This window comes from Paenibacillus sp. FSL R10-2736 (genome assembly GCF_038000245.1).
Lineage (GTDB): Bacteria > Bacillota > Bacilli > Paenibacillales > Paenibacillaceae > Paenibacillus_AQ > Paenibacillus_AQ phytohabitans.
This window is the reverse complement of record NZ_JBBOBN010000001.1, coordinates 5496283-5511136: the sequence shown is the minus strand read 5'-3', so window position 1 is coordinate 5511136 and position 14854 is coordinate 5496283. Positions and strand designations below refer to the sequence as shown.

Sequence of the window (14854 nt, the reverse complement as noted above, 5' to 3'; positions counted from 1 at the left end):
TGTTTTGCCGTCTTTTAAGTGCAGGAAATACAACTATATAGAGTGAGCTTAAGAATCTGACTTGCTGCATGGACGAAATCCTTGCTCCGCAAAAAGGGGGGGCCGTCCATCAACTGGCCATCATTCTATAACTGCTATCTGCTCCTCATTATTACACTCAACAGACCTGCTAGCGCAAGGTTCTGCAGAGGAAGTCTTTTACAAGTTCAAGCCATATAGTTCAGATCCTAAGTGTGTCTTATATAGATCATTCATTCTCATATGCAAAGGAGGCTTAACCGTAATGTCCGGAGTGTATTACTGCTATCCGCAAGGCCGGCATAAGGCGCTGACGATGAGCTATGACGACGGCAGACGGGCAGATGAACGGCTGGTCGGCCTGTTCAACATGCACGGAATCAAGGGTAGCTTTCACCTGAATTCGGGACTGCTTGGAGAAGGGGACCGCATTCGGGCAGAGGAAGTCGCCGCCTTGTACCGCGGTCATGAAGTCAGCGCGCATACGCGGAGCCATCCGACCATGGCACGCTGCCCGCAGGAGTATATCGTTGAGGAGATTATGGAGGACCGCAAAGTATTGGAAGGGCTAATCCGCCAGCCGGTCCGCGGAATGTCTTATCCGAACGGGTCCTATACGGCGGAGATCAAGGGGCTGCTGCCGCATCTGGGCATCGAATATGCCCGTACTGTCCAGAGCAGCGGCGGTTTCGCCCTCCCGGAGGACTGGCTGGAGTGGCAGGCCACCTGTCACCATAACCGGGATTTACTTGCCCACGGCGAGACTTTTATAGGACTGCATAAGCGCCAGTATCTCTATCTGATGTATGTGTGGGGCCATAGCTACGAATTCGACAATGATAACAACTGGGAGCTGATGGAGCGCTTCTGTGCCATGGCCGGCGGCCGGGACGACATCTGGTATGTGACCAACCTGGAGCTGGTTCATTATATGAAGGCCTGCCGGGGGCTGGTTTTTTCTGCCGCACGGGATTTTGTATACAATCCGGGAGCTGCTGCGGTCTGGCTGGAGGTTGCCGGAACTGTGGTCGGGGTGCCTGGAGGACAGACTGTGGAGTTAGGCTGATTACAGGACTGGGATAGAGATAAGGAGGAATTACTGTGGAAAAAACAAATCAATCGCTGCACCGGCTGGCCGCAATAGATATTTCAGCCGCCGGTCCAAGATGTAAAATGCTGCTCGGTGATCTGGACGGGGACGGCAGGGCAGAGCTGCTGCTGGTTCAGCCGGATAACCGCCAGGATGTCCGTTATATTCCGCATCAGGTGCAGTGCCTGACTGCCTATGATCTGGAGGGCCGTCTGTTGTGGCAGACCGGGAAGCCGGATAATGGTGCAGGCAGCTCAGGGTCGGATTATCCGGCCCAAATCTTCGATATTGACGGAGACGGCGCGCTTGAGGTGCTGTGTGTGATGGATGACCGGCTGCAGATTCTGGAGGGGGCGACGGGCAAGGTCAAGTCGGTCCATCCGCTGCCGGCCAAGGAAGCCCATGACTGTATCATTATTGCCGACCTGAAGGGCAGCGGACATCCTTCCGACATTATCCTCAAAGACCGCTATCATCAGCTGTGGGCACTGAACTCCAGCTTCGAATTGCTCTGGACCCATCAGGGCAATGTGGGGCATTATCCGTGGGTGTTCGATCTTGACGGAGACGGGCGTGATGAGATCATGGCCGGATATGATCTGCTGGATGCGGACGGAAACCGGCTGTGGAGCTGCCATGATCTGGAGGATCATGCGGATTGCCTGTGGGTCGGCGATGTGAATGGAGACGGAGTGCCGGAGCTGGTGATCGGCGGCAGTGTGACGGTGATGTATGACCGTGACGGGCATGAGCTGTGGCGGTATGAAGGCTCCATTGAATCGCAGCATCTGGCGCTCGGACGGTTCCGTCCCGACCTGCCGGGTCTGCAGATTGCCGGTCTCGACCGTATGGTCCGTGAAGATGACGGCAAGGGCCTGCGCGGTAAAGATGCGATGTTTCTGCTGGACCAGTCCGGTCAGGAGCTGTGGAAGGAAGAGCGCACCACGGACGGCTGGCTGACGATCGTTGAAGCCGTAAGTCATTTCTGGAAGGATGCGCCGGATTATATTCTTGCTTACCGCCGGGGCGAAGCTGTGCTTCCCGCGCTCTATGACGGCTATATGAATATCGTTGCCCGGTTTGCCGAGCAGGGATACGCCGTGCATGGGGACCTGCTGGGCAGCGGGACCGAGCAAGTCATTATTTATACGGATGAGCTTGCGGCCGTCTATGCCGGCGAACCGCTCCCGCTGCAGGCGGTGCATCCCGGGCGGCAGCTGCCGCAGCCCAAGCGGCTGTACAGCTCCACCCTCTATCCCGGCGGTGAGGTGGCGTTGTGATAGGCGGTGGGGCAGGCAATGGAAGGGTGACGGTGAAGAGTGGTGAGGCAGCGAAGAGCGGGAATACTGTGGAGGCTGGCGGGACTGTGAAGAACAGCAAGACTGTGGAGGCTGGTGTTCCGGCATATTTTGATCCGCAGAATTCTATCGTGCGTACGGCTGGAGAGCATACCGAATCCGTGCTTGCGATCGTAGCCAATCGCTATATCGGTGCCAATCCGCCGCAGCCTCCGGTGTACCGGGTGCATCTGGAGGACAGCTTTCCGCGGCCATCCGACTGCCGGTATGAGATGAATCTGAAGGAACGGCTGCCGGAGCTGCAGGACGGGGAATTTGTCTATGTCTGGGGCAAGCTGTGGAGCGATGCAGAGAGCGATATCCCGCTGGCTGTCAGCTGCTTCGGTCCGGTAACAGTCTATGTCAATGGCTCCGCCGTGTTCCAGTCCAATCTGAACGATGATGTATTTCCGGACCGCAGGGCCTACTTCCGGACCGGGCTAAGCCAGGGCTGGAACCATGTGCTGCTGGAATTCACCGCAGTCGGCACGGGCTGCGGCGGCATCTTCGGCACGGGCAGCGTGAAAGGCGCGCCGCTGCATTTCCTGGCCCCGACAGCCGGGCGCAGCGGCTGTGAGGGCTGGATTTACAGCGCGCCGCAGCAGAGCAGATGGATGCTGCAGCCGGAGAGCGAGCGCGCCGGCGTTCCTCAAGGAGGAACAGCAGCACTCCAGGCGGAGCCGCTGCAAAGCGCATTCCGCAGCGGCGCGGCCGAAGCGGCGCTCGCGTCCCGCTGTGCCTGGTATCCGCAGGCCGGATGGCCGGATACCGTGGCCTGCGCCGGGAATCTCGCGCGTATCTTCGGCGAGGTTCCCGGCGCGAAGGCGCTGGCCTGGAGCCGGCTGGCGGTGACAGCGCCGGGCTTCACTGACACCCGGCTGAGCCTCCGCAGCCGGGACGTGGCGGCACTCCGGGTCTATGTGGATGGCAGGCTTGCCGCCATCCAGCCCGGGGGGAGTGCCGGGCTTGAATGTGTGCTGCCGCTGGGCTTCGGCAGCCATGATCTGCTGGTCGAGGCCGTCTGCTGCGGCCCGGACTGGGGCTTCCGGCTGGAAGCGGCGGACGCAGGGGGAGAAGCGGAAGCGGACACCGTGAACCTGGTCTTGCCGCATCCTGTGGAAGGGCAGGCAGGACCCTGGCTGTATCTGGGGACCTTCCTTGCATCGGCTGCACCGGAGGCTGCGGCGGCTGCTGTGATGGATACTCCCTTTGGGGAAGGGGCGGAGAGCTGCTTTTGGCGGGTAGACCGCCCCGGCGGAGCGGTCAGGCCGTATCTGGAGAGCACGCTGTACGGACGCTGGAATTATCCGCTGGGCGTGACGTTATACGGGCTGCTGTGCACAGGGATTGTGCTGGATGATTCCCATTACACCGCTTATTCCAGAGGCCATATTGAGCAGTGCACACGGCTTCATGAATATGCACTCTGGGACACGGGCCGTTACGGCGCTCCGGGAATTAATCAGCAGCTGGCGCTAATCGACTCCCTGGATGATTGCGGCTCATTCGGTGCGGCGATGCTGGCAGCGCACAGCGTGCAGCCGCTGCCTGGAGCAGCCGGGGCGGCAGAATATATTGCCCGTTACATTCACGGGACACAGTCCCGTGACGAGGCGGGTGCGCTTTACCGCACCCGGGGCACGACCGACTTCATGCAGGGAACGATGTGGTGTGATGATTTGTATATGAGCACCCCTTTTCTGGTCCGGTACTATCAGCTAACCGGCAATGCTGAATATCTGGATGACGCAGTGGCCCAGTTTCTGCATTACCGCGCGCGGCTGTTCCAGCCGGAGCTTGGCATTATGCACCATGTCTATGACTATAAATTCGGCAAGCCGAACGGTGTGCATTGGGGCAGAGGCAACGGCTGGGTGCTGTTCTCACTGACCGAGCTGCTGGAGATTCTGCCGGAGCAGCACCCGCAGCAGCCGGAGCTGCTGGATTATTTCCGGGAGCTGTGTGAAGGGTATCTGCGGCTACAGGATGCAGCAGGGTTATGGCATCAAGTTCTGACGGATGCCGAATCCTATGCGGAGGCATCCTGCTCTTCAATGTTCGTGTATGCATTCGCTAGAGGGGCGCGCAGAGGCTGGCTGCTCAAGCCGCACCCCTACGCCGCTGCAGCAATACGCGGCTGGCACGCCCTTGCCGAATACTGCATCGACAAGCAGGGGAATGTCTACGGCGTCTGCCGGGGATCAGGCTACTCCTTCAATAAGCTCTATTACAAGGAGCAGCTCACCTGGCAGCTCAACGATACTCACGGAATTGGCATAGTACTGCTGGCCGGTATTGAAGCGCTGGAGCTTACGCGGGAGCTGGAAGCACAGAAACGATAAAGAAATTATACTGTATTGATAATATTTGCCGGCCGGGGCTGTCTAGTAAGCAGATTCACTGCTTACTAGACAGCCTCTTTGCTATGTAACAGCACTGCTCCAGAGAAACGGAGCAAGAAGGAGTAAATCATCGGCCGCTTAAGAACGAAAGCAAAGAATACGCCTTCATTCATGCAGGGACGGCATTTTTGGCTTCTTTTGTCAACCGCAGCGTTTTACATTAAATGGCTGCAGGCGTAAGATTCAAATCAACAACCGAATGAAATTTAACTGTTCTCAAATGGCTGAATTCCAGTAATGGGAACGGGGGAACCAACGGTGATTACGGCTTTTGCTCAGATAGCGGCCGCTCACCTGGGGTGAATCCTTGCTGCATGCTGTAACGGTGCTCCGGCAAGGTAGGGCAATCTCGCTGCCCGAATCCGTCAGCTAACCCCGTAAGCCTCGAAGAGAGAGGATGAGCGCCATGATCGATTAACCGACCACGGAGAGCCCTGCTGCTGCTGTGGTCTTTTTGCTGTGCAGGCAGTGGGGGAAGACGGTCTGAATCAAGAATAACAATTCATATAACAACGTAAAAAGTATCTTTATAATGTGATCTGAACTGCCTAAGGAGGTGATCGTTATCTTAACTATATTTATCGTGTGCTTCTGGGTCGGACTGCTCCTACTCCTAAGCGGCGGACTTCACGGGCATGGCCTGGCGGGTCATCTGCATGCGGGGGGCGGTGACGCCGGGGGTCCGGGCTTTGTGCCTATACTCCCGCTGATGGTGTTTGTCACAGTCTGGGGCGGCTCTGGTTATGTGCTTATCCGCTTCAGCGGAATGAGCGTGCTTGCAGTAGTGCTGATCTGTACCATGATTGCCTTGCTGACAGGGTGTCTGATGTATGCAGTGCTGGCCCGGGTGATGACCCGGTATGACAGCAGCATGAATGAATTGGATTATGAGCAGGCAGGGCAGCTTGGATACATCAGTGTGCCTGCAGCGGATGGGACAGCCGGGGAAATGAAATATGTGCTGCACGGAACGATGCGCTCCATTGGAGTGAGGGCAGCAAGCGGCCAGCAGCTTGTGAGGGGCGACAGGGTGATTATTTTGAAGGTGGATAAGGGAATGGCGGAAGTAACCCTCTTCGAGAGGGAATTCGGAGAATTATAAATGACGGGGAGTGTCGGACCAAATGGTTATTCTTTATTTAATCTCGGGCATTGTTGTTGTTATTCTGCTGGCTTTGTTCAGTATCGTGACCGCTTATAAAAAAGTCCCGCCCAATCAGGCGATGATTGTATACGGTCTCGGCGGTAAAAGAGTGGTGCAGGGCGGCGGTACGTTCGTCATCCCCGGCTTCCAGAACAATAAGACCATCTCGATGATGCTGATGAGCTTCGATGTCATTCCGGCGCAGGCGATGTTCTCCCGGCAGGGCATCAAGCTCAACCTGGAGGCGGTCGCCCAGATAAAAATCAAAAGCGATCCCACCGCTATTCTGACGGCCAGTGAGCAGTTCATCGACCGGCCGGAAGAAGACCGCGAGACGATTATCCTGCATTCGGTGGAGGGCCACCTGCGCGGCTTGATCGGGCAATTGACGGTGGAATCCATCCTCAAGACGCCTGATGAAATCAACAGCAAGATGAGGGAGACCTGCTCGGAGGACCTCGACAAGATGGGGCTTGAGGTCGTCAGCTTCACCATCAAGAAAATTACGGATGACAAAGGGTATATCGACAATATGGGGGTTCCGGAAATTGAGCGCATCCGCCGCGATGCCAGCATTGCCAAGGCGGAAGCGGAACGCGACATTCAGATCAAGCAGGCCGAGGCGGAGAAGGAATCCTCCATTGCCAAAGCCAATGCGCATCAGGCCACCATTGAAGCGGGAACCGCCGCCCGCGCGAAGGAATCCCTGTTTGAGAAGGAACTGAACATCAAGCAGGCGGATTTCAAGCTGGAGACAGAAGTGAAGAAGGCACAGGCGGATCTTGCGTATGAATTGCAGCAGAACAAAATTAAGCAATCGCTCGTTACCGAACAGGTCAAAATCACGCAGATGGAAGCGGAGGCCAACCGCACAGTCCGGGAAATTGAAGTCGAGCTGAGACAGCGGGAGCTGGAGGCAACGGTGATCAAGCCTGCCCAGGCGGAGAACCAGGCTACGGTCATGAGAGCGGAAGCCGCCAAGCAGCGGCAGATTCTTGAGGCGGAAGCCGAGGCAGCGACAACGACCAAGCGCGGACTGGCCACGGCGGAAGCTGAGCTGGCGAAAGGGAGAGCGAATGCGGAGATTGTCCAGCTGGCCGGAGCGGCGGAAGCGGGAGCCCTGGAGAAGAAAGCCGAAGCGTACAAACAGTTCACACAAGCTGCGCTTACCGTGGAATTCCTGAAAATACTGCCGGAGCTGGCTGAGAAAATTGCTTCCCCGCTCGCCAAGGTGGATAAGATTACAGTGATTTCCCAGGATGGAGCTACCTCAGGCGTGAACAAAATTACCGGTGATATCGCCAAAATAATGGCCCAGGTTCCTGAGTTGACCCAGACGCTTACCGGTATGAATGTGACCGAAGCGCTCAGCGGACTGCTTGGCCGGGATAAAGAGCAGTAATTCATATACAGCAGCAATAAAGCCGCCGTTCTTTCGTTAATGGAGAATTGCGGATTTATTGCTTTTTTGTGTGCCGGTTTTTCTCACTGGTCACAGACGTGAAGCTGGATTTGTAGTAAACTGGAAGGAATGTACTGTCTGCTCGCAATTATTCTACAGAAAAGAATGTGATATATTTATGCAGCTTCAGGCTCGACTGCCGGCCAAAAAATGGCTGGAGAAGTACCTTTCCGGGGAAGGGATGGATTACCGGCAAATTGTAGCTTTATTTATTCCGATCCTGATTGACCAGGCTTTCATCATCGGGCTTAATCTGGTAAACACTGCGATGATCAGCTCATCCGGCATGGCGGCGGTCAGTGCGGTGAATATGGTAGATTCACTGAATATATTCCTGATCAACGTATTCGTTGCCATTGCTACCGGCGGGACAGTGGTCGTTGCGCAGTACAAAGGCAGCGGCAACGACCGGATGGTATCCCAGGCTACGGCGGGTTCGGTTACCTCGGTATCGCTGATCGCCGTGGGAATCGGACTTCTGCTCATGGGCTTCCACACGCCGATACTGAACCTGCTGTTCGGAACAGCTTCCGCCGATGTGCTGGATAATGCCCGGATCTACATGATCGGCAGCAGTATTTCTTATCTGGGGATCGCCGTGGTTCAGGCGGTGTGCGGTGCGCTGCGCGGCGTCGGCAGGACGCGGGCTTCGCTGATGCTGTCGCTGATCATGAATCTGTTATACGTACTACTGAACGTAGTCTTCATTAACCTGCTGCACATGGGTGTGCTGGGGATGACGCTGGCGGTCAATATCGCGCGGTATGCGGGCATGATCTTTGCCCTGGTGTACCTGTTCAAGATTGACACGGTACTGCGTGTGCGGGTCCGCGACCTGTTCCATGTTCCGGTCTCCATGCTGCGCAGAATTATGTTCATCGGCATTCCATTTGCAGCTGAGCAGATGTTCTTCAATGGCGGCAAGCTGCTGACCCAGATTTTTATTGTTAGTATGGGCACCTATGCGATTGCGACCAATGCTATTGCCGGCTCGCTGGCGATGGTGTTTCAGATTCCGGCCAGTGCATTGTCGCTGACGATCGTAACGGTGGTCGGCCAATGCATCGGGCGGGGGGATGTGGCGGATGCCAGAAAATTCATCAAGTCCTTCCTCTGGATCGGTTCAGCCTCGTATGCCTTGGTCGCCCTGCTCCTGATGCCGCTGTTCCATCCGCTGGTGTCAATCTTCTCTCCGCCTCCTGAGATCATTGACGACTTGTTTGTAGTCCTGCTGGTGAATGCTATTGCCCAGATTCCGCTGTGGGCGGTCAGCTTCATTCTGCCGTCCGCGCTGCGGGCAGCGGGGGATTCCCGCTTCACCTCTATCACCTCCATGCTGTCGATGTGGCTGTTCCGGGTCGTATTCGGTTACATTCTCGGGATCGTCCTAGGCTACGGTGTGCTGGGGGTCTGGCTGGCGATGAACTGCGAGTGGGCCGTCCGGGGATTTGTGTTTCTATGGCGCTTCAGAGGCGACAAATGGTTTGCGCATAAGCTGATATGAACGCTGTGGCTGCTGATCTAAAGGCTGTCCCGTAAGTAGTTTTCCCATAAATGTAAGACAACAGAGCAGCGTTGCCCGTTATTAAGTGGCGCTGCTCTGCGTTTTTTGTATCGCGTGCAGATTCCCTGCACGTGGTGTAATGAAGTGAAGGCTGGCGCGATATGATGTCGAGCCGCGTCGGGCTGTCCAAGTGTTCTCCGGTAGGAGTGAGGAGTGGCTTCTTCAGGCCAGCAAGTGGAAAAACGTATCTTAATTCGTCAATTTCTGAGCGATGTGCGGAAGCAAGTGGAAAAACAACATCTAATAGGGGTAGTTTTCACTACTTTGGATGAAATGGAGTGATTTAAGTGCTGTTTATTCAACTGCTGATTAAGCAGGGGGACATTCGCTCATCAGCAAGTGTAGTAAATCCAACTGCTATTAATCCGGCCTCTATAGCATCCGGCTTATAAAGTGGCAGACAGGTGCTTCTTAGTTCTGACACTCCAGTGAAATGAACTATAAAAAGCACGGTACAATCTTTAGTTTCGGGTAAGACGCTTTTTTTGCATTATGCTACGATTTGGGTTGAGAAGGGGGGCAGCTTTCACATAACTGTAAGCGCTTAACTCAAAAGAAACCCAAATTCATACAGAGGAGTGCAATGCATGAAGCGAATAATCAAGCAAGTCTCTCTCGTATTACTTGCAGCCGTCCTGCTTCTTCCGGCAGGCGGGTATATTCCGGCTGCTCAGGCAGCAGAGGCCCCGGCCAAGGTATACCACGAAAGCTTTGCGGGCGGCACAGGCAAGGCAGTCCAATCCGGAGGCGCCAGCCTCAGTGCAGTCACGGGAGTTCCTTTTGACGGAAATGCCGATGGAGCAGCGTTATACGTAAACAACCGGGTAAATAACTGGGATGCGGTTGATTTCAAATTCTCGGATGTCGGCCTCAAGAACGGGCACACATACACCGTCACTGCTGTCGTCTACGTTGACGCTAATGTAGCGGTCCCGGACGATGCGGCGGCGGCGCTCCAGACGGTGAAAAGCTATGGGAATTATACGGCAGTACCCTATGTGGCAGGCCAATCAGTCACACTGAAGAAAACATTCACTGTGGATACCAGTGCCGTGGACCCCGACAAGAAGGATTATGGCTTGCGCATCAATTCTAACGAGGCCGGGGCCGCAGTGCCATTTTATCTTGGAGATATTCTGTTCACTGAAGAGGGCACTCCAGGCGGCGGGGAAGAACCTGTCCGGGACCCGGCTTTACCATTCAATACGATCACCTTTGAAGACCAGACGGCAGGCGGCTTCACCGGCAGAGCGGGAACCGAGCTGCTTACTGTAACCGGTGAAGAGAATCATACGGCTGATGGTTCCTACGCGCTGAAGGTGGAAGGCAGAACCTCTACCTGGCACGGGCCTTCCCTGCGTGTGGAGAAATACGTGGATAAGGGCAGCGAATACAACATCTCTGCCTGGGTCAAGCTGATCGATCCTGCCAGCTCGCAGCTCCAGTTGTCTACGCAGGTGGGCAATGACAGTGGTGCGAGTTATGTGGCCCTGTCCCCCAAGACGATCAGCACTGCTGACGGCTGGGTGAAATTTGAGGGCAGCTACCGCTATAACAGTGTGGGCGGCGAATATCTGACCCTTTATATTGAAAGCTCCAACAACACAGCAGCCTCCTTTTATATCGACGATATCACTTTTGAGCATACAGGCACCGGCCCGGTGGATATTCAAAGGGATCTGGTTCCTCTAAAAGCAGCCTATCAGAATGACTTCCTGATCGGTAACGCGATTTCAGCCGAGGATCTGGAAGGTGTCCGGCTGGATCTGCTGAAGCTGCATCACAACGTTGCTACCGCAGGCAATGCCATGAAGCCGGATGCGCTGCAGCCGACTAAGGGGAATTTCACTTTTACAGCGGCAGATGCGATGGTGAACAAGGTGCTGGCGGAAGGGATGAAGATGCACGGGCATGTGCTGGTATGGTACCAGCAGTCGCCTGACTGGATGAACCTGACCACGGATGCGGCAGGCAATACCGTTCCTCTGGGACGTGCCGAAGCACTCACCAATCTTAGAACTCATATCCGGGAGGTTATGGAGCATTTTGAGGGCAGGGTGATCTCCTGGGATGTAGTTAATGAAGCAATGAATGATAACCCGTCCAACCCGTCCAACTGGCAAGGGGCTCTGCGTCAATCCCACTGGTATGATGCCATCGGTGCGGACTATGTAGAGCAGGCTTTCCTGGCGGCCAGAGAGGTGCTGGACGATCATCCAGAGTGGGATATCAAGCTGTATTACAATGATTACAACGATGATAACCAGAACAAAGCCCAGGCCATCTACAGTATGGTCAAGGAAATCAACGACAGGTACGCGCTTGACCACCCCGGGAAGCTGCTGATTGACGGTGTGGGGATGCAGGCACATTACAATATCAACACGAATCCCGATAACGTCAAGCTGTCGCTGGAGAAATTCATCTCGCTTGGGGTAGAGGTGAGCATTACCGAGCTCGATATTCAAGCCGGAAGCGACAATAAGCAAACGGAGAAGGAATTGGTCGACCAGGGCTATTTGTATGCGAAATTGATGGATCTCTACAAGGCACATGCCGCCAATATCGCGCGCGTTACCTTCTGGGGAATGGATGACCGTACCAGTTGGAGAGCTGTCTCAAGTCCGCTGTTGTTCGACAGGGATTTGCAGGCCAAACCGGCATATTACGGCGTCATCGATCCGGCAAAATATATGACAGAGCATCAACCGAACACGACAGAGGCTAATGTGTCTGAGGCCGTTTACGGCACACCGGTCATTGACGGAACAGCGGATGCAATCTGGTCCTCAGCGCCTGAGATGGCAGTGAACCGGTATCAGCTGGCCTGGCAGGGTGCAAGCGGAACCGCGCGTACTTTGTGGGATGAACAGAATCTATATGTACTGGTCCAGGTCAGCGATGCCCAACTGGACAAGAGTAACGCGAATGCGTGGGAGCAAGACTCGGTTGAGGTCTTCCTGGATGAGAATCTGGGCCGTACCACCTTCTATCAGGACGATGACGGACAGTTCCGGGTCAATTATGACAATGAAGCCTCCTTCAGTCCGGCAGCCATCGGTGCAGGCTTCGAGTCGGCAACCAAGGTAGCCGGAACAAGCTATACCCTTGAAATGAAGATTCCGTTCAAAAAAATCACCCCGGCCGGCGGCACCAAGGTCGGCTTCGACACTCAGATTAACGATGCCAAGAGCGGCGTCCGGCAAAGTGTTGCCGCCTGGAATGATACCACCGGGAACGGTTATCAGGACACGTCTGTGTACGGCATATTGACTCTCAAGAGCAGGGATGAAGAGCCGGAACCGACAACGGCACCAACGCCGACACCGGCAGCAACGACACAACCAACTGCGGAACCAACAGCAGAACCAACACCAACAGCTACACCAACCCCGGCACCGGTATCTGGCGGAACAAACTATGTCAATAGCACACCTACACCGAAGCCTGTGAATCTTGAGAGTAAGGACGGCGTGGTTACGATCAGACCGGAAATCAAGAATCAGGGAGGAGAGGCAAAGGCCACGGTTACGGGCGATATTCTGCGCAAAGCGCTGGAGCAGGCAGTCCCGGCAGCAGACGGCATGAAACAAATCGTGATCGACCTGCCGAAGCAGACGGGTGCAGCCTCATACGAAGTTGAACTGCCGCTGCAAAGCCTGAAGGGGCAGGCGAACTTCGTGCTTGTGATCAAGACAGGCCCTGCAACGCTCGCAATCCCAGGCGGGCAGCTGGCTGGCATTACAGCAAACAGTGAATACATCTCCATTCATGTAAAAGCGTCCCCGGCGGCCAGTCCGGATGCGGCAGCCCGCAGTCTGACCGGCAGTCGTCCGGTGGTGGAGCTGAAGTTGTCGGCCGGAGGCCGGGAGATGGCCTGGAGCAACCCGGATATGCCAATAACAGTTTCTATTCCTTACAAGCCGGCAGTGGAAGAGCTGGGTTACCCAGATTCACTGCTGGTAAGGCATCTCAGTGAGGATGGCCATATGACTGCTGTCGTGAACAGCCGTTATGATGCGGCGAACGGATCACTTGTGTTCCAGACATCAGAGTTCGGCACTTTTGCAGCGGCGTATGCTCCATTGACATTCACGGATCTGGGGAATCTGTCTTGGGCTAAGCAGGCTGTCGCTGCCATGGCGGCGCGTGATCTTGTCCTGGGAACCTCCAGCGGCAATTTCTCCCCGGCTGTTCCAGTAAGCAGAGCAGATTTCACCGCATCCCTTCTGAAGGTGCTTGAACTCAAAGCTTCTGCTGAAGCAGGTGCTGGATTCAGCGATGTCGGGAATAATGCTGAGCATTTCAAGGAGCTTGCCGCCGCGAAGCAGCTCGGCATCGTCACCGGCTATGCAGATAACACCTTTAAGCCAGGCAGCACGATTTCACGTCAGGAGATGATGGTGATCGCCGCCCGCGCGCTGAAGTCAGCCGGGATAGCGGCACACGGCAGCGGAACTCTGGATGCTTACGCGGATGCAGAGCGGATCTCTGCTTACGCCAAGGACAGTCTGGAAGCTCTGCTGAAATATGGAGTTGTGAACGGTAAGAACGGCAGGCTTGCCCCGGATGATACTCTTACCCGGGCGGAAGCAGCGGTCATTCTGTACCGGATCTGGAAGCTGTAATTAGGACTTAGAGTTTTCTTTCTGATTGAGCGCAGCAACAGCCAGCCGCCGGGCGGATTCCCGGAGGCTGGCTGTTCATGTTGCAGGTTTATTTTTGTTTTTAAGTATGCCGGCAATCAGCGTCCATTGTAATTCCGCACAAGTTCATCCATCACGCGGCTGGTACGGATAGCGGTATCGCCGGTGCTGAGAGCGGTGCCGCATCCCAGAAGCTCATCTACAATGGACTGGATCAGCGGCTGCTGGATATGGGGCGGGTGGGCAATGAATTCAGGGTACTCCCCGTCTTCGGTCCGGAGAATAACCGGCTGCTCCGCAAAGGTGGAGAAGGTGATACTGCCACGGCTGCCGATGATTTCAGTAACGTCTTCGTTAGAAAAGGCATTGAAGCACCAGATGCCCGTCCCATGCACGCCTGTCTCAAAGCGGTATCTGCCGGAGACGGTATCCTCAGGTTTGTAGGGGCTTCCAAAGTTGGACGCATGTCCGTTGACATCCTTAATCGGGCCGAGCAGGAAATCGAGCAGATCCAGCGTATGGCTGCCCACATCCAGCAATAAACCGCCGCCGGAAATTGCCGGGTCCACCCGCCAGTTCTCCTCACTTACCGCCGCGAGCGGCTTAGTCATATGCAGAGTGCGCACAAACCTGGGTTCGCCGATCGCTCCCGTGTCCAGCCACTCCTTAACCTTGCGGAAGCGTGGAAGCCCTCTGCGGTAATAAGCTACGTACAGCGGAACCCCCGCCTGCCCGCAGGCAGCAATCATGGCTTCGCATTCCGCCGTATTAAGACCCATGGGCTTCTCCACATAGACAGGCTTTCCGGCCTGCGCTGCCGCTAAGGTGTACTCCATATGGGTGGACGGCGGTGTAGCGACATACACGGCGTCCACGCCGGGATCGGCTATCAGACTGGCTGCCCCGTCGTACCAGCGGGGTACCCCATGCCGCCGCGCATAGTCCGCTGCAAGTTCTCCGCTGCGCCTCATAACGGCCGCGAGCTGTGATCCCCCGGCCTTTTGCAAGGCCGGACCGCTCTTAACCTCGGTTACATCCCCGCAGCCGATAATGCCCCAGTGAATGATTTTGCTCAACTCAGTATCCTCCTCCGGATCAAGTCCTGCTTACAACATTCTCCTCATTATATCAACCCTTTGCCCTGAATGTTGTAAGAAAGACAGCAATTCCGCGCCTCCAAGCGGCTTAGGG

At 55.6% G+C, this 14854-nt stretch carries 8 protein-coding genes and 1 riboswitch; of the genes, 7 read left to right on the top strand and 1 reads right to left on the bottom strand.

The features are described 5' to 3' along the window. Positions 1 to 283: 283 nt before the first annotated feature. The 7 genes from NSQ73_RS23575 (at position 284) to NSQ73_RS23545 (ending at position 13645) form a co-directional block, all read left to right on the top strand. Positions 284 to 1084 (top strand): polysaccharide deacetylase family protein, encoded by an 801-nt coding sequence (locus tag NSQ73_RS23575; protein WP_340988399.1) that lies wholly within the window; start codon positions 284 to 286, stop codon positions 1082 to 1084. A gap of 107 nt (positions 1085 to 1191) precedes the next feature. Continuing rightward, positions 1192 to 2388 carry a hypothetical protein gene (locus NSQ73_RS23570; RefSeq protein WP_256703765.1) on the top strand — a complete coding sequence of 399 codons (1197 nt, stop codon included), beginning with the start codon at positions 1192 to 1194 and terminating at the stop codon, positions 2386 to 2388. Positions 2389 to 2420: 32 nt separating this feature from the next. After that, positions 2421 to 4787, top strand: coding sequence for a glycoside hydrolase family 88/105 protein (locus NSQ73_RS23565; RefSeq protein WP_340988398.1), 2367 nt, complete (start codon positions 2421 to 2423; stop codon positions 4785 to 4787). 272 nt (positions 4788 to 5059) lie between these two features. Beyond that, a riboswitch (cyclic di-AMP (ydaO/yuaA leader) is annotated at positions 5060 to 5246 on the top strand. Positions 5247 to 5403: 157 nt separating this feature from the next. Further along, positions 5404 to 5949 carry a hypothetical protein gene (locus tag NSQ73_RS23560; RefSeq protein ID WP_340988397.1) on the top strand — a complete coding sequence of 182 codons (546 nt, stop codon included), beginning with the start codon at positions 5404 to 5406 and terminating at the stop codon, positions 5947 to 5949. 22 nt (positions 5950 to 5971) lie between these two features. Continuing rightward, positions 5972 to 7393 (top strand): flotillin family protein, encoded by a 1422-nt coding sequence (locus NSQ73_RS23555; protein ID WP_039295561.1) that lies wholly within the window; start codon positions 5972 to 5974, stop codon positions 7391 to 7393. A gap of 178 nt (positions 7394 to 7571) precedes the next feature. Next, on the top strand, positions 7572 to 8957 hold the full coding sequence (locus NSQ73_RS23550) for an MATE family efflux transporter (RefSeq protein ID WP_076242588.1): 1386 nt from the start codon (positions 7572 to 7574) through the stop codon (positions 8955 to 8957). A 647-nt stretch (positions 8958 to 9604) separates the two neighbouring features. Then, on the top strand, positions 9605 to 13645 hold the full coding sequence (locus NSQ73_RS23545; RefSeq protein WP_340988396.1) for an endo-1,4-beta-xylanase: 4041 nt from the start codon (positions 9605 to 9607) through the stop codon (positions 13643 to 13645). 116 nt (positions 13646 to 13761) lie between these two features. Here NSQ73_RS23545 and NSQ73_RS23540 read toward each other — a convergent pair whose 3' ends face one another. Further along, positions 13762 to 14739: a Gfo/Idh/MocA family protein gene (locus tag NSQ73_RS23540; RefSeq protein WP_340988395.1), complete on the bottom strand. Its 978-nt coding sequence runs from the start codon at positions 14737 to 14739 to the stop codon at positions 13762 to 13764. Positions 14740 to 14854 lie beyond the last annotated feature (115 nt).

Bases quoted from the DNA above. Each gene is read 5' to 3' on its own strand.
- NSQ73_RS23550 (WP_076242588.1), top strand. From the start codon at position 7,572: ATGCAGCTTCAGGCTCGACTGCCGGCCAAAAAATGGCTGGAGAAGTAC.
- NSQ73_RS23575 (WP_340988399.1), top strand. From the start codon at position 284: ATGTCCGGAGTGTATTACTGCTATCCGCAAGGCCGGCATAAGGCGCTG.
- NSQ73_RS23555 (WP_039295561.1), top strand. From the start codon at position 5,972: ATGGTTATTCTTTATTTAATCTCGGGCATTGTTGTTGTTATTCTGCTG.
- NSQ73_RS23570 (WP_256703765.1), top strand. From the start codon at position 1,192: ATGCTGCTCGGTGATCTGGACGGGGACGGCAGGGCAGAGCTGCTGCTG.
- NSQ73_RS23545 (WP_340988396.1), top strand. From the start codon at position 9,605: ATGAAGCGAATAATCAAGCAAGTCTCTCTCGTATTACTTGCAGCCGTC.